This window comes from Mesorhizobium sp. AA22 (genome assembly GCF_001672375.2).
Taxonomy (GTDB): Bacteria; Pseudomonadota; Alphaproteobacteria; order Rhizobiales; family Rhizobiaceae; genus Mesorhizobium; species Mesorhizobium wenxiniae.
Window position 1 is genome coordinate 5,435,633 of sequence record NZ_CP048406.1, and the last position, 17,801, is coordinate 5,453,433.

General features: G+C 62.8%; 15 protein-coding genes. 8 read left to right on the forward strand and 7 right to left on the reverse strand.

Features of this window, described 5'->3' with window-relative positions; all coding sequences use genetic code 11:
• Nucleotides 1–14 precede the first annotated feature (14 nt).
• From A9K68_RS26010 to A9K68_RS26035, 6 genes are all read right to left on the reverse strand, one after another.
• On the reverse strand, nt 15–1,100 hold the full coding sequence (locus A9K68_RS26010; RefSeq protein WP_065010095.1) for an ABC transporter ATP-binding protein: 1,086 nt from the start codon (nt 1,098–1,100) through the stop codon (nt 15–17).
• Nucleotides 1,090–1,698, reverse strand: coding sequence for a cupin domain-containing protein (locus A9K68_RS26015; protein ID WP_065010094.1), 609 nt, complete (start codon nt 1,696–1,698; stop codon nt 1,090–1,092). The genes A9K68_RS26010 and A9K68_RS26015 overlap by 11 nt, the downstream gene beginning before the upstream one ends.
• A 62-nt stretch (nt 1,699–1,760) precedes the next feature.
• Nucleotides 1,761–2,831 (reverse strand): ABC transporter substrate-binding protein, encoded by a 1,071-nt coding sequence (locus A9K68_RS26020; protein ID WP_065010093.1) that lies wholly within the window; start codon nt 2,829–2,831, stop codon nt 1,761–1,763.
• Nucleotides 2,816–3,694, reverse strand: a complete 879-nt coding sequence (locus A9K68_RS26025; protein WP_065010092.1) for an ABC transporter permease — start codon at nt 3,692–3,694, stop codon at nt 2,816–2,818. Before A9K68_RS26025 ends, A9K68_RS26020 begins: the two co-directional genes overlap by 16 nt.
• Nucleotides 3,691–4,578 carry an ABC transporter permease gene (locus A9K68_RS26030; RefSeq protein ID WP_065010091.1) on the reverse strand — a complete coding sequence of 296 codons (888 nt, stop codon included), beginning with the start codon at nt 4,576–4,578 and terminating at the stop codon, nt 3,691–3,693. The genes A9K68_RS26025 and A9K68_RS26030 overlap by 4 nt, the downstream gene beginning before the upstream one ends.
• Nucleotides 4,579–4,661: 83 nt before the next feature.
• Complete coding sequence (locus A9K68_RS26035) at nt 4,662–5,942, reverse strand: FAD-dependent oxidoreductase (RefSeq protein ID WP_065010090.1); 1,281 nt, start codon at nt 5,940–5,942, stop codon at nt 4,662–4,664.
• Between the two features lie 225 nt (nt 5,943–6,167).
• Between A9K68_RS26035 and A9K68_RS26040 the strand changes: the two genes are divergently transcribed.
• The 5 genes from A9K68_RS26040 to A9K68_RS26060 all read left to right on the forward strand — a co-directional run bounded on the left by A9K68_RS26040 (nt 6,168) and on the right by A9K68_RS26060 (nt 11,518).
• Nucleotides 6,168–7,325 (forward strand): fumarylacetoacetate hydrolase family protein, encoded by a 1,158-nt coding sequence (locus A9K68_RS26040; protein WP_065010120.1) that lies wholly within the window; start codon nt 6,168–6,170, stop codon nt 7,323–7,325.
• A 264-nt stretch (nt 7,326–7,589) separates the two neighbouring features.
• Nucleotides 7,590–8,522, forward strand: coding sequence for a substrate-binding domain-containing protein (locus A9K68_RS26045; protein ID WP_065010089.1), 933 nt, complete (start codon nt 7,590–7,592; stop codon nt 8,520–8,522).
• A 119-nt stretch (nt 8,523–8,641) separates the two neighbouring features.
• Nucleotides 8,642–9,628 carry an ABC transporter permease gene (locus tag A9K68_RS26050; RefSeq protein ID WP_027152255.1) on the forward strand — a complete coding sequence of 329 codons (987 nt, stop codon included), beginning with the start codon at nt 8,642–8,644 and terminating at the stop codon, nt 9,626–9,628.
• A 3-nt stretch (nt 9,629–9,631) separates the two neighbouring features.
• Nucleotides 9,632–10,426, forward strand: a complete 795-nt coding sequence (locus A9K68_RS26055; RefSeq protein WP_065010088.1) for an ATP-binding cassette domain-containing protein — start codon at nt 9,632–9,634, stop codon at nt 10,424–10,426.
• Nucleotides 10,427–10,495: 69 nt separating this feature from the next.
• Nucleotides 10,496–11,518, forward strand: a complete 1,023-nt coding sequence (locus tag A9K68_RS26060) for a LacI family DNA-binding transcriptional regulator (protein ID WP_029355410.1) — start codon at nt 10,496–10,498, stop codon at nt 11,516–11,518.
• Nucleotides 11,519–12,128: 610 nt separating this feature from the next.
• On the opposite strand, the gene A9K68_RS26065 is transcribed toward A9K68_RS26060, so the two are convergent.
• Nucleotides 12,129–12,719 carry a TetR/AcrR family transcriptional regulator gene (locus A9K68_RS26065; RefSeq protein ID WP_065010087.1) on the reverse strand — a complete coding sequence of 197 codons (591 nt, stop codon included), beginning with the start codon at nt 12,717–12,719 and terminating at the stop codon, nt 12,129–12,131.
• 256 nt (nt 12,720–12,975) lie between these two features.
• Between A9K68_RS26065 and A9K68_RS26070 the strand changes: the two genes are divergently transcribed.
• Genes A9K68_RS26070 through A9K68_RS26080 form a run of 3 tightly spaced genes read left to right on the forward strand, consistent with a single transcriptional unit; the run spans nt 12,976 to nt 17,574 of the window.
• Nucleotides 12,976–13,233 (forward strand): hypothetical protein, encoded by a 258-nt coding sequence (locus A9K68_RS26070; protein ID WP_065010086.1) that lies wholly within the window; start codon nt 12,976–12,978, stop codon nt 13,231–13,233.
• Nucleotides 13,227–16,403, forward strand: a complete 3,177-nt coding sequence (locus tag A9K68_RS26075; protein WP_065010085.1) for a multidrug efflux RND transporter permease subunit — start codon at nt 13,227–13,229, stop codon at nt 16,401–16,403. Before A9K68_RS26070 ends, A9K68_RS26075 begins: the two co-directional genes overlap by 7 nt.
• Nucleotides 16,404–16,419: 16 nt before the next feature.
• Entirely contained in the window at nt 16,420–17,574 is a 1,155-nt protein-coding gene (locus tag A9K68_RS26080) for an efflux RND transporter periplasmic adaptor subunit (protein ID WP_065010084.1), read from the forward strand.
• Nucleotides 17,575–17,801 lie beyond the last annotated feature (227 nt).

Consider the following 17,801-nt stretch of genomic DNA (forward strand, 5'->3'; position numbering starts at 1 on the left):
GGATGGGGATCAGATCAGCCGGGCAGCATAGGGCAGTTAGCGCCGCGGCGCAGGCTGATATGCGCCACATCGCCGACGCTGAATTGAAAACCTTCCGCCCGGCGTGGCGCATCGATCACCACTGGTATCCCCTGAGACAATTCGGCGTGCAGGCGCAGGGTGCGGCCGTGAAAGACGATGCTGCTCACCCGCACCGGCGCGGTGCCTGTCGCTGCTTCGGTCGTCGCTAAAAGATCCTCCGGACGCACACCGATGGTTCGCACCGCGCCTTCTCCGGGCGCTTCGCCGGTTTCCGACGTGGCTTCGAGCGGTAGAGCGCCGGCGCTGAAACGCAATCGATCGCCGTCACGGCCGACAAAGCGCGACTGCAGAAGATTCATCGTGCCGATAAAACTGGCGACGAATTTTGTGGCGGGCCTGTCGTAGAGCGTGGCCGGCGGTGCGATCTGCTCGATGCGGCCCTTGTTCATGACGGCGATGCGGTCGGAGATCGACAGCGCCTCGGTCTGGTCGTGGGTGACCATGACGAAAGTGGTGCCGAGCCGCGACTGCAGCCGCTTCAATTCGACCTGCATCTGTTCGCGCAGATGCGCGTCGAGCGCCGACAGCGGCTCGTCGAGCAACAGCACACGCGGTTCGCAGACAATCGCACGGGCGAGCGCGACGCGCTGGCGCTGGCCGCCCGACAATTCGAACACGCGGGCACCGAGCTTCTCGGCAAGGCCGACCATGTCGAGCGCTTCGCCGACGCGCTTTGCCTGTTCAGCCCCAGAAAGCTTGCGCAGCGACAGGCCAAAGCCGACATTTTCGGCAACGTCCATGTGCGGAAACAGCGCATAGTCCTGAAACACGGTGTTGACCGGCCGGTCGAACGGCCGCAGCGAAGTGATGTCACGGCCTTCGAGCAACACCCGTCCGCTCGATGGGCTTTCGAAACCGGCGATCACCCGCAGGCTGGTGGTTTTGCCGCAGCCGGAGGGCCCGAGCAAGGTCAGGAACTCGCCGCGGGCAATGTCGAGATCGACGGCGTCGAGACCGACGATGCCGCCGGGGAAAATCTTCGAGACCGCATCCAGCCGGACGAGAGGTTCAGGCGCCATCGCGAACCTCGGACGGCTTGGTCGTGTTGACCCAGAGAATCTGGCAGCGCTCGGCGCCCGCATTGCGGAAGGCATGCAATAAGGTGCTCTTGAAGGCGAAGCTGTCGCCGGTCTTCAGCCCATAGGTGGTTGAATCGACCACGAGTTCGACTTCGCCCGACAGGACGAAACCGAATTCGTGGCCGGGATGGGCGTAGGCTTCGACGGTGCCACCACCGGCTTCCACCGTCACCAGCATGCCGGTGAGCGTGGCGGCCGGCGGCGACAGCAGCGCCTTCGCGATGCCTTCAGTTTTCACCGGGATCTGCCGACGGCTATTGGCCCGCACGCAATAGAGATCGTTGCCGGCACCGTTGCCGTCGGCGATCAGCGCCGACGGCTCGATATCGAGAGCGGCGGCAAGCGGCCAGATCACTTTGACGCGAAGCGAGGACAGGCCACGCTCGATCTGGCTGAGCGCCCCGATCGAAACGCCGGCCTTGGCGGCAAGCTCGGCCAGCGAAAGATTGCGTTCCAGCCTAAGCGCCCGCACGCGCCGGCCGACCCGCACGTCGGCGTCGTCTTTCGGCTTTTCAGCCGCTTCGTTCAGCATGTCCATGCATACTTCCTCGTTTGCCAACGCTTTCCGTTCTCCTCGTTGTGGGAGAAGGAAGAGCGAACTCAGCCGCCTGCCTTGACCTTCTCGAACATCTTGGCGAGTTCGTCATTCTGCTTCATCGGCCCGGTGAAGACGGTGGTCTTCAGCATCACTTCCGGATCGGACGGCAGCTGCAGCTTTTCCAGCTCCTCCTTCGGCACCGCGGCGAAGGCCGAGCTGTTGGAGCTGCCGTAACCATAGGCCTGGATCAAGTATTTTCCCGAATCCGTCTCCAGCCGGCTGTTGATGAAGTCATAGGCGAGGTCGACATTCTTGGCGTCCTTGAGCATGACGAAGCCGCACGCCCAGGTCAGCATGCCTTCCCTAGGCTTCATGAACTCGACAGGCACGCCCTGCTTCTTGAGCGAGGTGGCCGACGCGTTCCAGGTCATGGCGGCGACAAGCTGGCCACTCGCCAGCGCCTGTTCGACCGAGGTCATGTCGGTGGTGTAGTTCGAGAGCAGCGGGCGCTGCTCGCGCAATTTTTCCGCGACCTTGTCCATCTGCTCTGGCGTCATGTCGAACGGATTGACGCCGGCGAGAAGCGCCGCCACCACCGGCGTGTCGTGTACGGCGTCGATCGTCGCCATGCGCCCGGCGTACTGCTTGTCCCACAAAAGGTTCCAGCTCGGTTCCGGGTTCTTCACCAGATCGGTGCGGTAGAGGATCGATGTGTTTCCCCAGTCCCACGGCACCATCCAGACCTTGCCGTCGCCGGCCTGCAGGTCGGGCAGGTTCTTGAAGACCGGAAAGATCGAATCCCAGTTTTTGATGCGCTTGGTGTCGATCGGCTGCAGCAGGCCTTCCTTGTTCCAGCGCGCCACCTTGTCGTAGCACGGATGCGCGACATCAGGGCGGAAGCCGGCCTTGACCTTGGTGAAGGCGTCATCGTCGTCGCCGAACATCGAGGCCTCGACGCCATCGGGGTGTGCGGCGAGGAAGCTCTTGTTGAACTCGGGCAGTTCGTAGCCCGACCAGGTGAAATATTGCAACTTGTCGGCCGCAAGCGCGACGGTCGACGAAAGCGCCAACGCGAAGGCTGCCAATCCGGCTTGGACTGTCTTGCGATTTATCGATTTCAGGTCGAATGCCATTGCAGTTCTCCTCTTTCGGTTTCTTCTGGTTTGGACAGGTCGGCGGGGACCGGCCGTTGGGCGGCGGCGAGCCCGCGATGGCGCAGGATTTCGGCAATTGCCGCGATGACGAATGACACGGCCAGGATGGCCGTGCCCAGCGCCATGACGGTCGGCAGCGACTTGGGGAATCGCAGCTGGCTCCAGATGTAAAGCGGCAGCGTCGGCTCGGTGCCGGCGAGGAAGAAGGCGACGATGAACTCGTCGAAGGAGGTCAGGAAGGCCAGCATGAACGCTGACACAATGGCGGGCAGGCTGAGCGGCAGCATGACCCGTCTGAATGTCGTCCAATCGGAAGCGCCGAGATCGAGCGCGGCCTCGCGGATCGTCTTCGGGATAGCAGCGAAGCGGCTTTTCATGATCACCACCGTCGTCGGCAGCGCCACCAGTATGTGGCCGAGCACGATGGCAGTGCGTGACGGCCCGAAGCCAATGAGGTTGACCAGTATCAGCAGCGAGATGCCGACGATCACGCCGGGGATCAGGATCGGTAGCCGCGCGATGGCGCTGATCGTGGCGGCAAGCGGCGAGCGGCCGTAGAGGTCCATATAGGACACTGTGATGCCGCAGAGCGTCGCGCCGGTGGCGGCAGTTGCACCGATGACGAGGCTGTTCCCAAGCGCGCCGGACAGCGCCGAATTGCCGAACAGCGTCGCATACCATTCCAACGTGAAGCCTTGCAGCGGAAACGCCGCCTGGATCGAATTGTTGATGGAAAACAGCGGGATCAGCAGTATCGGCAAGTACAGGAACACCAGATAGGCAAGGACATAGGCGCCCAGCCAACCGCCGCCCTGCTTTGCATCGATACGCGCCGTGTTCATGTCCGGCTGCCAAATCTGCGGTCGGCGGAACGCACCATCAGCACCACGGCAAGGATGACCAGCATGACGGCGACGGCGAGTGCGGCGCCGAACGGCCAGTCATTGGCCTTGCCGAACTGGGCCTGGATCAGCGAGCCGATCATGGTGCTGGCAGGGCCGCCGACCAGCGCCGGAGTGACATAGTCGCCGACCGTCGGCACGAAGACGACGAGAGCAGCCGCCAGCACCCCCGGCATCGAATTCGGCAGCACGACGCGGCGGAAGCTGGTGAACGGTCTGGCGCCGAGGTCGGAAGCGGCTTCGAGCAGCGATTTCGGGATCGTGTCCAGCGCCACATAGATAGGCAGGATAGCGAACGGCGCATAGGCGTGAGCCAGCGTGACGACGACGGCGGCGGGCGTGTTGAGAAACGCCAGTGTCGGTTCGGACCAGATGCCGCTTTCGACGAGCGCCGAGTTCAGCACGCCATTATAGGCAAGCACGATCTTCCAGGCGAAGACGCGCAGGAGATAGCTGGTCCAGAACGGCAGCGTCACCAGAAACAACAGCAGCCCGCGCCGCCGTCCGGCATGGAAGGCAAGGTAGTAGGCGACGGGATAGGCGGTGACGACCGTTGCCAGCGTTACCAGGCCGGCAATGGCCAACGAGCGCAGCGTTACCGTCCAGTACAGAGGATCGGACGCCACCGTGACGAAATTCGCAAAGGTGAAACCGGCGCCCAGCAGCGAACCGTCATTGCCGCGAAAGGCGAGGAAAAGTACGAGACCAAGCGCAAACAGGATCAGGAAGAAGGTGACCAGCCCGACCGGCAGCAGCATGGCCAACCGGAAACCCGTCGAGGACCGGGACTCCGGCAGTGGCTGCCTTGCAACGATGGTCGACATCGCATGCCCATCGGAATTTGAAATCCCCTAAAGGTTTTTCATAATTATGAAACTGTCAAGGAGATTCCTACGCCGGTATGGAATCAGCGCTCCAGTGCATCCAGCGTACGATACCAAGCGATCGTCGCGGCGACGCCGACCTGCCGAAAGACGTGGAACGGTATCGGCCGGATCGGCGAGACCGGCAACGGCAATTGCCTGGCGTCGCCACTCGCCAGATAGCCGGCAATGCGCTCGCCAAGCGCGGTCATCAGGCCGACGCCACGGCCCTGGCAGCCGACCACGGCCATCAGGCCCTGCTCGGGCTCGTGAATATGCGGGAGGTGATCCGGCGTCATCGCCACCCGGCCAAACCAGCGCTTTTCGATGCCGACGCCGGATAGCGCGGGATAGAGCCGGAGCAGCGCGCGCTCGAGATGCGCCCAGTCACCTTCGCTGGTCGGCTGCGCCATCCGGCCGCGCCCGCCAAGCACCAGCCGCCCGTCGGCACTCTTGCGGTAATAAACGAGGATGCGGCGCGAATCCGACACCGCCTGTCCCTCCGGCAGAATCCCGGCCGCCAGATCGGCCGGCAGCGACGCTGTCGCGATCTGGAAGGAGTGCAGCGGAACGATCGTCTCGGCGAGACCGGGGAGCAGATCGCCGGTATAGGCGTTCGTCGCCAGAATGACCGCCTTCGCCTGCAATTCGGCGCCGCCCTCCGTCGAGATACGCCAAAGGCCGGCGTTCTTATCGAGGCGCACCACCTTCTGGTGCTCGGCGATCTTCACGCCCGCGGCCGAGGCGATTCGAGCCAGTTCCGACGTGTAGGCAAGCGGATCGATCACGCCGGCGCGGCGGTCGAGCCAGCCGCCGAGATAGCCCTGCGCGCCGGTCAACGCGGCGATCTCGGTCTGGCTCAGAAGCCGGACATCGGCGCCGCGGTTCCGCCACTGCCTGTTCCTGTTCGCCGCCGCCTTCAGCGCCGTCTCGGTGTGCGCTGCCTGGATCCAGCCGTTGCGAACGAACGGCACCGCCAGTTTCTCGTCGCGGATCAATTCGAAGACGGCGTCCGCCGTCGAGGCGGCAAAATTGACGAGGATCTCGCCGCGTTCGGGGCCAAAATGCTCCAGCAGCCATTCCGGATCATATTTCAGGCCGGGGATCACCTGGCCGCCATTCAGGCCCGATGCGCCTTGGCCGATCTCGCCGGCTTCCAGCACCTGCACGGCAAAGCCGAACCGGGCTGCATGCAAGGCAGTCGACAAGCCCATGATGCCACCGCCGATGATGACGACATCGACGGGTTTACCGCCGACAAGCGCCTGGGGTGCGGCGGCCGATTCCGGCTTCTGCCAGATCGGATCGGAAAACGGTGCGGGCAAGGATCACCTGGGGTGCAGTTCGTTGTGAAAATCCTAGTCACCATTTCATATTTTGAAAGCTCGTTTCCGCTTCGCAATCGGGACACAAAACTCGCCTTGAGGACGGGATAGACCTTTGGCCGGAATTTGTTGAAAGTGCCGCCGCCGCTGGCCAAGCTATTTGTGAACCATTGGTCCGGCAGCGACGACCGTCGCAGCAGAACCAGACAGCAGAGGACCGTAGCCATGACGAACACCACTCTCCTGCCCAACGAGGGCCTCTTCATCGGCCGCGCCCGGACAAGCGATAGGTCCCATCCGCTGGTGGTCACGGTGCGCGACGGCACGGTGTTCGACATCACGTTGAGCATGGCACCAACCGTGCGCGACGTCTGCGAGATGCCAGACCCGGCAGGGTACGTCCAGGCGGCCAGAGGCGAACCGATCGGATCACTTGATGCGATCGCCGCCAACAGTTTCCAGGTCGCGCGCGATTCGCAAAAACCGTACCTGCTTTCTCCGGTCGACCTGCAGGCGGTCAAGGCGTCGGGCGTCACCTTCGTCGTCAGCCTGCTCGAACGGGTCATCGAGGAGCAGGCGCGCGGCTCGGCGGAAAAAGCCGACGCCATTCGCGCCGACATTGCCGGGCTGATCGGTCACGATCTGTCGAAGCTCAAGCCCGGCTCGCCGGAGGCGATGGAGATCAAGGCAAAGCTCATCCAGCGAGGCGCCTGGTCGCAATATCTGGAAGTAGGCATCGGCCCTGATGCCGAAATCTTCACTAAATGCCAGCCGATGGCGTCGGTCGGCTTCGGCGCCGATGTCGGCCTGCATCCGGTTTCCACCTGGAACAATCCGGAGCCGGAGATCGCCATGATCGCCGCCAGCAGCGGCAAGATCGTCGGCGCGACGCTCGGCAACGACGTCAATCTGCGCGACGTCGAAGGGCGCTCGGCGTTGTTGCTCGGCAAGGCCAAGGACAACAACGCCTCGGCCGCGCTCGGCCCATTCATCCGCTTGTTCGACGCGACATTTTCCATCGATGACGTGAAGCAGGCCATCGTGCGTCTAAAGGTCGAGGGCGAAGACGGTTTCTCGCTGGAGGGCGCCAGTTCGATGGCCGAGATCAGCCGCTCGCCGGAAGAACTGGTCGCCGCCGCCATGGGTCCGCATAACCAATACCCGGACGGGCTGGCGCTCTATCTCGGCACCATGTTCGTGCCGTCGAAGGATCGCGGCGAAAAGGGCAAGGGTTTTACGCACAAGGTCGGCGACATCGTCACCATATCGTCGGAGAAATTCGGCGCGCTGGTCAACCGGGTGCGGCTGTCGCCCGATTGCCCGCACTGGACCTACGGCGCCAGCCATCTGATGCGCGACCTCGCCAGGGCCAACCTCATCTAGGTTCCCGCCCCCCTGCGACATTAGATTTCTCGGCCCTCGAATTGAGGGGCCTCGCTCGTAGAATATCAGCCAAACTGATGCAATCTGATGGGACCGCTGATGGCGCCTTGTCGCGCGCCGACTACCACTGGCAAATGGAGGCTTGCCATATGTCGAAAAAGCGGATGCTCTGATGCATCCAGGTCGGCGCTGGCAAAAATACGATCAGGGTTTGTCGTGATCGTCGTCGGAGGTGGAGGAAGTTTTCAAATGGGAGGAAATCAAATGCTGACAAGGCTACGACTATTTGTATTCGGCTTGATCGTGGCGCTGGCCATTCCGGCGGCGGCACAGGCCAAGACCTTCTACTGGATTTCGCATGGCGGCCCGGCCGATCCGGTCTGGACCTACTTCCTCGCCGGCGCCAAGCAATGGGCGACGGACACCGGCAACACCGTCAACACCTCGTTCCACAATGGCGACGTGTCGTCCCAGCAGGAGGCGGTTCGCGCGGCCATCGCTGCAAAGGCCGACGGCATCACCACCACCAGCCCCGACCCGGGCAGCCTTATCGAGCTGGCTAGGGAAGCACGGGCGGCAAACATCCCGATCATCAACTTCAACACGCCCGATCCGAAGGCGGACTTCAACGCCTATGTTGGCGGCGACAACGTCACCTTCGGCAGGAACTGGGCGCAGTATCTGGTCGACAAGGGTCTGGTGAAAAAGGGCGATTTTGTCTGGATGCCGGTGGAAATCCCGGGCGCCACCTATGGCGTTCAGGAAGAAGAAGGCATCAAGAGCGTGTTCGAGCCGCTCGGCATCACCTATGAAATCACCGAAGCCACGCTCGACCAGGCCGAAGCGATCAACCGTATGGTCGACTACCTCACCGCTAACAGGACCAAGGTCAAGGCGATCATCGGCCTCGGCGATCTGGTGACCGGCTCGATAAAGCGGGTGTTCGACCAGGCCGGCATCAAGCCGGGCGAAATCCCGGTCGTCGGCTGGGGCAACTCGCTCGACACCACCCAGGAGGTGCTGACCGGCTACGTCAATGCCGCACAATGGCAGGATCCGCAGGCGACCAGCTATGTGGCGCTTTCGATCGCCAATATGGCCGCCAGCGGCATTCCGCCCGGCTTCGACGTGATCACCGGCGCACTCTACGAAAAGGACACCGCGCAGGTCTACGACGACATCCTGTCTGGAAAATAAAACCGCGATCGGGATGGTCGCGGCACGCCTGCCGCGGTCATCCCCATCATTCCGCCGAGCCTCGAACCGCCTTGCGCGGTGCCGGGCTTGGCCAGTCCCAACCATGTCGCGGGTCCAACGTGGAAAACAGTTCCATCATCCAACGCTCGATCGCCAGGCCGGAATTCGGGCCCTTCGTGCTGCTCGTCGTCGAGCTCGCCGTGTTCTGGGGGTTCAACCACGACTTCCTGTCGCCGCAGAACATCAGCAACATATTGGCCTTCACGGTCGAGCTTGGCCTGATTGCGCTGGCGATGACGCTGTTGATGACTTCGGGCGAATTCGACCTCTCGGTCGGATCGCTGTTCGGCTTCTCGCCAGTCTTGATGTGGACGCTCTTCAACAGCGGCCTCACCTCGCTGGAAGCTGGCTTCGTCGTGGCCCTGCTGGTTGCCGCCTTCATCGGGCTGGTCAATGGCTGGTTCGTGACGCAACTCAAGATTCCCTCGTTCCTGGTGACGCTCGGCATGCTGCTGGTCGTGCGCGGCACCGCTCTGTTCGTCACCAGCGGATTTCCGCAACGCACCTGGAGCGCCGAAGGCAGCTGGCTTGCCGAGGCGCTGGTCGGCGATTTCTTCATCGGGCCGTTCCGCATTTACATGTCGCTGTTCTGGTTCATCGCAGCAGCGATCGCACTCGGCTACGTGCTGACGCAGAGCCGGACCGGCAACTGGATCCAGGCGGCCGGCGGCAACCCCAATGCGGCAAGGGCGCGCGGCGTCAATGTCAGCGGCGTCAAAATCGGCCTGTTCATCCTGTCCTCGATCATGGCCTCGCTTGCCGGCGTCATCAGCTCGCTGCGCACCTCAGCGGCCAACCCGAACAGCGGCACCGGCTACGAGCTCGAAGTCATCGCCATGGTGGTGATCGGCGGCACGGCGCTGACCGGCGGACGCGGCACCATTATCGGTACCGTGCTCGGTATCCTGATCCTGCGCGTGATGCGCAACGGCATCGTGCTGATCGGCGTGCCAGGGCTTGCCTACAACATCTTCATCGGCGCGATCATCCTCGGCATGATGGCGCTCCACTCATGGCTGGAACGCCGGCATCAGGCGGGGACTTGAACCATGGCCGAACCGCTTGTCCGCATGGAAAACATCCGCAAGTCCTACGGCCGTGTGCAGGCGCTGGTAGACGCCAATTTCCATGTCAATGAAAGGGAGATCGTCGGTCTGCTCGGCGACAATGGCGCCGGCAAGTCGACGCTGATCAAGGTGCTGTCGGGTGCGGTTCCGCTGACCAGCGGCGACATCTTCATCCGCGGCAAGAAGGTGGACTTCCGCAGCACCAGCGACGCCATCGCCCACGGTATCGAGACGATCTACCAGGACTCGGCACTGGTCACGCAATTGTCGATCGCGCGCAATCTGTTTCTCGGGCGCGAGCCGATCAAGCCGCCGCGTTTCCTCAACCGCATGGACCAGGAAGCAATGAACGTGGTCGCCCGCGACCTGCTCAAGCAGGTCGGCATCTCGAAGAACATCCCGCCGACCACGCCGATCGGCTCGCTCTCCGGCGGTGAGCGGCAGGCCGTGGCGATCGCGCGCGCCATGCATTTCGACAGCGACTTGATCATCCTCGACGAGCCGACCAACAATCTCGGCGTCGCCGAGACGCAAGGTGTGCTGAGCTTCGTGCGCAGCGCCCGCGATTCGGGGCATTCCTGCATCTTCATCGCCCATAACATCCACCATGTCTTCCAGGTGGTCGACCGCATCGTCGTGATGCGCCGCGGCAAGGTGGTTGCCGACGATATCGATCCGACGAACACCAACGTCGCGGAAGTCGAACGGATCATCACCGGCATGTCTGACAAGGAGATCCACGACGCCATCGTGCAGGGGAAGCAACCGCAGGGCTGAGTGGCCAGCTGGAAGCCGGGTTGGCCGTATCTCTGGCACAGGATCGCATCGGCTCCTATGACTGCGACAATGAAAGCCACCGTTGCCGACATCGCCAGAAGCTGCGGGCTGTCGACCGCGACGGTCGACCGGGTGCTGAACAACCGGCCAGGCGCCAGCGCGGCCAACCGGCAGCGCGTGATGGAGGCGGCCAAGCAGCTTGGCTATTTGCCGGTCGTGGATCAGGTCACACTGCCGTCGCGGCCGGCGCATCTCGAGTTCTTCCTGCCGATCGGCACCAATGCCTTCATGATGGATCTGGCAAATCATATCGAGGATTATGCGGCACGCCTGCCGCTTGTCGCCTCCTGCCGGATCCACAAGCTCGCAGGCATCTCGCCGAACGCGTTGCAGGCGGCGGTCGAAAACCTCTCGCTCAAGGCAAACGGCGCCGGCGTCATCGCGATCGATCATCCGAGAACGCGCAACATCCTGCGCGAGATCGTCGAGGCCGGCATCCGCCTCGTCACGCTGGTGTCGGACGTTCCGGGCGCACCGCGATCGGCCTATGTCGGCATCGACAACCGTGTGGCCGGGCGCACCGCAGCGCTTTTGATGGGACGTTTCGTGGGCGGGCGCACCGGGCATCTGGCAATGGTCGTCGGCTCACGCTCCTATCGCGGGCATGAGGAACGTGAAATGGGCTTTCGCTCCGTGCTCAGCGAGGAGTTCCCCAATTTGACCGTGACCAGCGCCGTCGAGATCAACGACGAGCCTGATATCAGCTACACCGCGACGATGAAGGCGCTGCACAACGAGCCGGAACTGCTCGGCATCTATTGCGTCGGCGCCGGGCGTTCGGGCGTGGCGAAGGCGCTGCTGGAAGCCAAGCCGCAAAGGAAGCCGGTGTTCATTTGCCACGACCTGACGAGGGCGACACGCGGCTATCTCGTCGACGATCTGCTCGATGTCGTCATCGACCAGAATGCACGACTGATCGCCGAGCAATCGGTCATTCGCCTGCTCGGCTCGATCGCTTCCTCGGCACCCTATCTGACACGAAAATTCATCGAGCCGCGACTGATCTTCAAGGAAAACGTTCCGGTCCAGTGATGCCGCGCAAACGGCTACCGTCAGTTGTTCGAATGGTTAAAATTCTGTTGATACCGCAGATCTGCACATCTGCTATGCATCTTTCGTTGTTGCCGAATCATTGGGCAACTGCTAGTTTCGCAGGTGTCGGCCATCTACTCCTCCCAGATGCGATGCCGACGCTGAGTGCGGTACACCTCCTCCCGTCCCGTATTCGAAATCAAGCCCGCTGCCACCTCCTCCCGGCAGCGGGCTTTTTTGTTCCGGCTCCGGATGCTGGGCAAAGATTGAGGTCACGAAGATCACCGCCTTGATCGGCGTCGAATGACCAATACGGGCGACCGGCTTGTTCGGGAGCCGTCACCAGGGTTGATGCCGCCGGCATATTCGCCAGCAAGGGTGTTGAGCCGCGATCAGCGGATCCGTCGGAATCCCGTCACACTTGTCACTCTCACCAATTCGCTATCGGTTCTATCCTGCCTCACCAACAAGCAACAGGTAGCGCCGGGAATGGTTCGGCGACAGACCGGCAAAGGAGAAGCGCGATGACGGCTCGTCCGAACGGACAAAAGAGCATTCGGCGGTGCGGCTCGCAATGAACACGCTACCGATCGTTTCGCCGCTTGCGAGACTATCTGGCCGCAGCGCCCCGGAAAGAGGCGATCAGGCCTTCCGCCATGCGGACAAATTGCGCGCTGGGGCCTTCGGCTCCGACGCTTTGAAGGCTGACACGGGCGCCTTCAAGCAGCAGCGACAACGTATCGGCGAGAAGCTCTGCCTGGCCGATGCCGGCATCCCGGCACAGGCCGACCAAACGGTCGCGCTGGGCCTGCTTGAGTTCCTTGATCACCCGACGGGCCGGATGGTCGGTCTCGCTCAACTCGATGGCGGCGTTCGCCATGTCGCAACCGCGGCCGTCCACCATCAGGCAATCGGCCGCCATCCGAACCCAGGCGTGCAGTTGCGCAAGCTTGTCGCCCGGATGCTCGGCCTCGAACTTTTGCCACATCGCGTTGGCGCTGCATGCGGTCGCCCGCAGGCACTCGATGACCAGATCGTCCTTGGACTCAAAATGACGGTAGAGCGTCATCTTGTTGGTACCGGCGGCCTCAGTGATCGCGTCGACACCGACGCCCTTGATGCCATGCTTGTGGAACATATCCCGTGCCGTCTCCAGGATGCGATCCCGGGGGCGGATGCGTTCCGCAGTGCCGTCTTCCATCAAAACCTCCTTGCTTCCGGGGTTTCCGAAAAATCCCTCGGTACACCTCTTGACTAGGGTGTTACCGGTCTGTAACTTCTAGATGTTACTTACTGGTAACACCCCCATTGCCTCGTGTCAATCTCGCAGGCGCCTGTGAACAGCCTTCGCCGAATCGGCCCAGGCATCAACTGCGCCCCAGGCGACTTTGGCCGCGAACAGGAAGACCACCCGATCTGCGGCGTCCGCCGCAGATCGCAAGCCAGGAGCCGCTACGATGTCGCAGCGCAAGGATTTGACGATCGACGAAGTTGTGAAGGATCCGATGATCCGGATGCTGATGAAGGCCGACCGTGTCGACCCGCGCTCTTTCGAGACAATGCTGCGTACCCTTGCGGATACGCAAGGCCGCAGCCGCAAGGCGCCGCCTCGTTTCCTGGAAGACCCTGGGCAAAGCCGCAGCCGACGGCTGTCCAGAGTGGCCAAGGCCTTCGGCCAGGCGAGAGCATCGGGCGAGGCGTACGTGTCATGGTAAACTTCTTCATCCACCGACCGATCTTCGCATCGTCGATCGCCATCATCATGGTGCTCGCCGGGGCGATCTGCTATTTCCTGCTGCCTGTCTCGCAATTTCCCGACATCACGCCGCCTCAGGTCGTGGTCAGCGCCAACTACCCGGGCGCCAGTGCGCAGGTTGTGGCCGACACCGTCACGACGCCGCTCGAACAGCAGATCAACGGCGTGCAGGGGATGACCTATATGTCGTCATCGAGTTCCAATGACGGCTCGTCGACGATCACGATCACCTTCGAGGTCGGCTACTCCCTGAGCACCGCTGCCGTCGACGTCCAGAACCGCGTGTCGCAGGCGGCCTCCTCGCTGCCGGCCATCGTCAACCAGGGCGGCGTGACGATCAAAAAGCAGAATCCGAATTTCGTCCTGATCGTCAACCTCACCTCGCCCGACGGCTCCGTCGACCCGGTTGCGCTCAGCAACCTCGCCTACCTGCAAGTGGTCGACCCGCTTAAGCGCCTGCCGGGCGTCGGCGACGTGCAGATCTTCGGCGAGCGGCGCTATTCGATGCGCGTATGGCTCGATCCCGACAAGCTCGCCAATCTCGGCATTACAGCCGTCGATGTCCAAAACGCCATCGCCGAGCAGAATGTCCAGGTTGCGGCCGGCAAGATCGGGCAGTCGCCTGCGCCGGCGGGTACTGCTTTCGAAATGCAGGTCAACGCTGTCGGCCGACTGAGCGATCCCAAGGAATTCGGCGATATCGTCGTGCGCGCCGATGCCGCGAACGGTTCGTTGGTTCGATTGCGCGACGTCGCGCGCATCGAACTCGGCGCCCTGCAATATTCGTCGTCAGCGTTCTTCGGCGAGGATCCGACCGTGGTGCTTGCGGTCTACCAGATGCCGGGTTCGAACGCGCTCGATCTGCAGCAGCGCGTCAAGGACAAGATGCAGGAACTGTCGGCCCGTTTCCCGAAGGGCGTCAGCTACGCCATGCACTACGATACGACACGTTTCGTTTCGGCGTCGATGCACGACGTGCTTGTCACGCTCGGCGAGGCGCTGGTCCTGGTTGTCGCGGTGGTGTTCATCTTCCTGCAGAGCTGGCGCACCACGATCATCCCGACGATTGCGATTCCGGTGTCGCTGGTGGCCACGCTCATCGTCATGTACATGTTCGGCTTCTCGCTGAACATGCTCAGCCTGCTCGGCATGGTGCTGGCGATCGGTCTCGTCGTCGATGACGCGATCGTCGTCGTCGAGAATGTCGAGCGCCAGCTGGAGGCCGGCCTCAAACCGGTCGCTGCCACGCGCGCGGCGATGGCCGAGGTCACCGGCCCGATCATCGCCACGACCGCCGTGCTGATGGCCGTGTTCGTGCCGGTCGCCTTCATACCCGGCGTTTCCGGCCGGCTCTACAACCAGTTTGCGCTGACGGTGGCGATCTCCTTCGGCATCTCAGCCTTCGTCTCGCTGACGCTCACCCCGGCGCTCAGCGCCGCCTTCCTGCGCCACCGCCCGGCAACGCAGTTCGCGCCGTTCCGCTGGTTCAACACGGGCTTCGAACGGCTGTCGCATGCCTATGCCCATGGTGTGCGCATCCTCATCCGCCTGCGCTGGATCATGCTCGGGCTGTTCGCGGCCGGCCTTGTCGCGACCTACTTCGTCTGGCAGCGCCTGCCCTCGACCTTCCTTCCGGTCGAGGACCAGGGCTATTTCTTCGTGGTCATCCAGTTGCCGGATGGGGCGTCGCTGGAGCGCACCGACGCGGTGGCCCGGAAGGTACGCGATGTCCTGCAGAACACGCCCGGCGTCGATATCGTCGGCTCGATCAGCGGCTTGAACTTCCTCACCAGTGCCGCCCAGTCGAACTCGGCGGTGGAATTCGCCATTCTTAAGCCATGGGACGAACGCGGCCCTGACCAGAGCGCCTCGAGGCTCGTCGCCGACGTGCGCTCGAAGCTTATGGAAATTCCGGAGGCCTTCGCGCTGAGCTTCGATCCGCCTTCGATCCCTGGCATCGGCACGACCGGCGGTTTTGAATTCCAGGTGGAGGACCTGACCGGTCGCGGCAGCGCTGCGCTCAACGACGCGACGCAAGCCGTGCTTGCCGAAGCGCGCAAACAGCCCGAGCTCAACCCGCAGCAATTGTTCTCGTCGTTCTCGACCTCGACGCCGCAGTTCAACTACGACCTCGACCGCAACAAGGCGAAACTGCTCGGCCTCAGTCTGCCTGACGTGTTCAACACGCTGCAGATCTATCTGGGCTCGCTTTATGTGAACGACTTCAACCTGTTCGGCCGCACCTTCCGGGTGACGATCCAGGCCGACAAGGATGCGCGTGCGGGTGCTGCCGATATTTCGCGGCTCTATGTGCGCAATGCATCCGGCGGCATGGTGCCGTTGAGCACGCTCGGCAAGCTGGTGCCTATCGTCGGCCCGGAAACCGTCCCGCATTACAACAACAATGCGTCGGCCCTGATCAACGGCGGTGCCGCACCCGGCTTCTCCTCGGGCCAGGCGGTCGCCGCGATGGAACGGGCCGCCGCCACGGCACTGCCGAAGGATTTCGGCTACGAATGGACTGGCATCACCTATCAGGAGCTCAAGGCCGGATCGATCGCCTCGATTGTCTTCGGTCTCGCCATGGTCTTCGTCTTCCTGATCCTCGCCGCCCAATATGAGAGCTGGGCCATGCCCTTCATGGTTCTGCTCGCGGTGCCGCTTGCCCTGTTCGGTGCCTTTGTCGCCTTGTTGATGCGCGGCATGCAGATCGACGTCTATTCGCAGATCGGCTTCGTCATGCTGATCGGGCTGGCGGCGAAGAACGCCATTCTGATCGTGGAGTTTGCCCGGCGCCGGCGCGAGGAAGGTCTCAGCATCGTCGACGCCGCAATGGAAGCGGCGCGCCTGCGGCTGCGGCCCATCCTGATGACCGCCTTCGCGTTCATCCTCGGCGTGCTGCCGCTGATGTTCTCCACAGGTGCTGGTGCAGCGAGCCGCCAGTCGATCGGCACCACCGTCTTTGGCGGCATGGTCGCAGCGACGATCCTGTCGCTGGTGTTCGTGCCGGTCTTCTATGCGGTGATCGAGCAGCTGCGCGAGCGCGGCAGCAAGAGCGAACCCGTTGCCGAACCGACTGAACCAACTGCCGAACCCGCTTTCGAGCGATTGGCCGAAGCGGCCGAATAGGATTGGAGAATTGATCATGCGTAAATGGAAAATTGCATTGGGAGCGGCCGTTGCCGTTGGGGCGATCTCGGTGGCCAGCGTTCACTTGCTCGACATGGGCAATTTCGGGCTCAACGCCGGTACGGCAGGAGCGGCAACGCCCGAACCCGCGGCGTTTGTCATGCCGGTGCCGGTGGTGAGCGTCGTCAAGAAGACGATCCCGATCTATCTCGACTATGCCGCCCGCACAGAGCCGATCCGCAGCATCACGCTGCAGGCGCGCGTACCGGGTTATCTGCAGGAGCAGGTCGCGCCCGACGGCAGCGATGTCAAGAAGGGCGACCTTCTCTACAAGATCGCTCCAGAGGATTTTCAGGCCGCCCTCGACCAGGCGAAGGCTCAGGTCCAGCGCGACGAAGCAACGCTCGACTATGCGCGTTCCAGCCTTGGTCGCGGCACCGAGCTCGCCAAGAGCGGATACATCGCCAAGGATGCGTTCGACCAGCGCACCAGCAGCTTGCGCGAGGCCCAGGCCTCGCTCGCCGTGAACCAGGCGGCTGTGCGGACCGCCGAGCTCAATCTGAGCTATTCCGAAATCAAGGCGCCGTTCGCCGGGCGCGTCGGCCGCAACCAGGCCTCGGTCGGAACCCTGGTCAGCGTCGCCGGCACTGGGCTCAACACGCTGGTGCAACTCGACCCGATCTATGTCACCTTCAATCCGAGTGAAACAGATCTGGTGCAGATCGAGGAAGCCCGCGCGGCGGGGCCCGTCGATGTCGACGTCCTGCTTCCCGGCGATACGGAGCCGCGCCAGAGAGGTCAGCTCACCTTCATCGACAACACGGTCGATCGTTCGACCGGCACCATCACCGCACGGGCGACGATCGGCAATGCCAAGTTCACACTGCTGCCGGGCCAATATGTTCGCGTCAGGCTGCACATCAAGCAGCAGCCCGATGCACTGATGGTGCCGCAGACGGCGTTGGGATCGAGCCAGCTCGGCAAATACCTCTACGTCGTCGGCAAGGACAACACTGTCGACCAGCGCATCGTTTCGCTCGGGCCGACCAATGGCGATCTGGTGGCCATCTCGAGCGGCGTATCGGAAGGCGACCAGGTGATAACAGGCAATCTGCAGAAGATCGGCCCTGGAATGCCTGTCTCGCCGCTGCCAGAGAAACCGGCCACCTGATACCCCCCATCAGGCCCGGTCCAGCGGCGCCCCCGGCTATGCCGAGGGCGCCGTTTTGCTGAGCAGTTCGACAAGGCCGCGACATCGGCGCGATCGGCCTTGGCCGCGAGCATGAACGCGCAATAGGGATCGGAAAGCCGGACCGAGATCTGCCCGAAATCCAAAGATACTGCTTGTTAGATTGTCGACAATCTGCTTCTCTGCTTCCAGCACCTTGTGGAGTTGAG

Bases quoted from the DNA above. Each gene is read 5' to 3' on its own strand.
- A9K68_RS26010 (WP_065010095.1), bottom strand. From the start codon at position 1,100: ATGGCGCCTGAACCTCTCGTCCGGCTGGATGCGGTCTCGAAGATTTTC.
- A9K68_RS26015 (WP_065010094.1), bottom strand. From the start codon at position 1,698: ATGGACATGCTGAACGAAGCGGCTGAAAAGCCGAAAGACGACGCCGAC.
- A9K68_RS26020 (WP_065010093.1), bottom strand. From the start codon at position 2,831: ATGGCATTCGACCTGAAATCGATAAATCGCAAGACAGTCCAAGCCGGA.
- A9K68_RS26025 (WP_065010092.1), bottom strand. From the start codon at position 3,694: ATGAACACGGCGCGTATCGATGCAAAGCAGGGCGGCGGTTGGCTGGGC.
- A9K68_RS26030 (WP_065010091.1), bottom strand. From the start codon at position 4,578: ATGTCGACCATCGTTGCAAGGCAGCCACTGCCGGAGTCCCGGTCCTCG.
- A9K68_RS26040 (WP_065010120.1), top strand. From the start codon at position 6,168: ATGACGAACACCACTCTCCTGCCCAACGAGGGCCTCTTCATCGGCCGC.
- A9K68_RS26045 (WP_065010089.1), top strand. From the start codon at position 7,590: ATGCTGACAAGGCTACGACTATTTGTATTCGGCTTGATCGTGGCGCTG.
- A9K68_RS26055 (WP_065010088.1), top strand. From the start codon at position 9,632: ATGGCCGAACCGCTTGTCCGCATGGAAAACATCCGCAAGTCCTACGGC.
- A9K68_RS26060 (WP_029355410.1), top strand. From the start codon at position 10,496: ATGAAAGCCACCGTTGCCGACATCGCCAGAAGCTGCGGGCTGTCGACC.
- A9K68_RS26065 (WP_065010087.1), bottom strand. From the start codon at position 12,719: ATGGAAGACGGCACTGCGGAACGCATCCGCCCCCGGGATCGCATCCTG.
- A9K68_RS26070 (WP_065010086.1), top strand. From the start codon at position 12,976: ATGTCGCAGCGCAAGGATTTGACGATCGACGAAGTTGTGAAGGATCCG.
- A9K68_RS26075 (WP_065010085.1), top strand. From the start codon at position 13,227: ATGGTAAACTTCTTCATCCACCGACCGATCTTCGCATCGTCGATCGCC.
- A9K68_RS26080 (WP_065010084.1), top strand. From the start codon at position 16,420: ATGCGTAAATGGAAAATTGCATTGGGAGCGGCCGTTGCCGTTGGGGCG.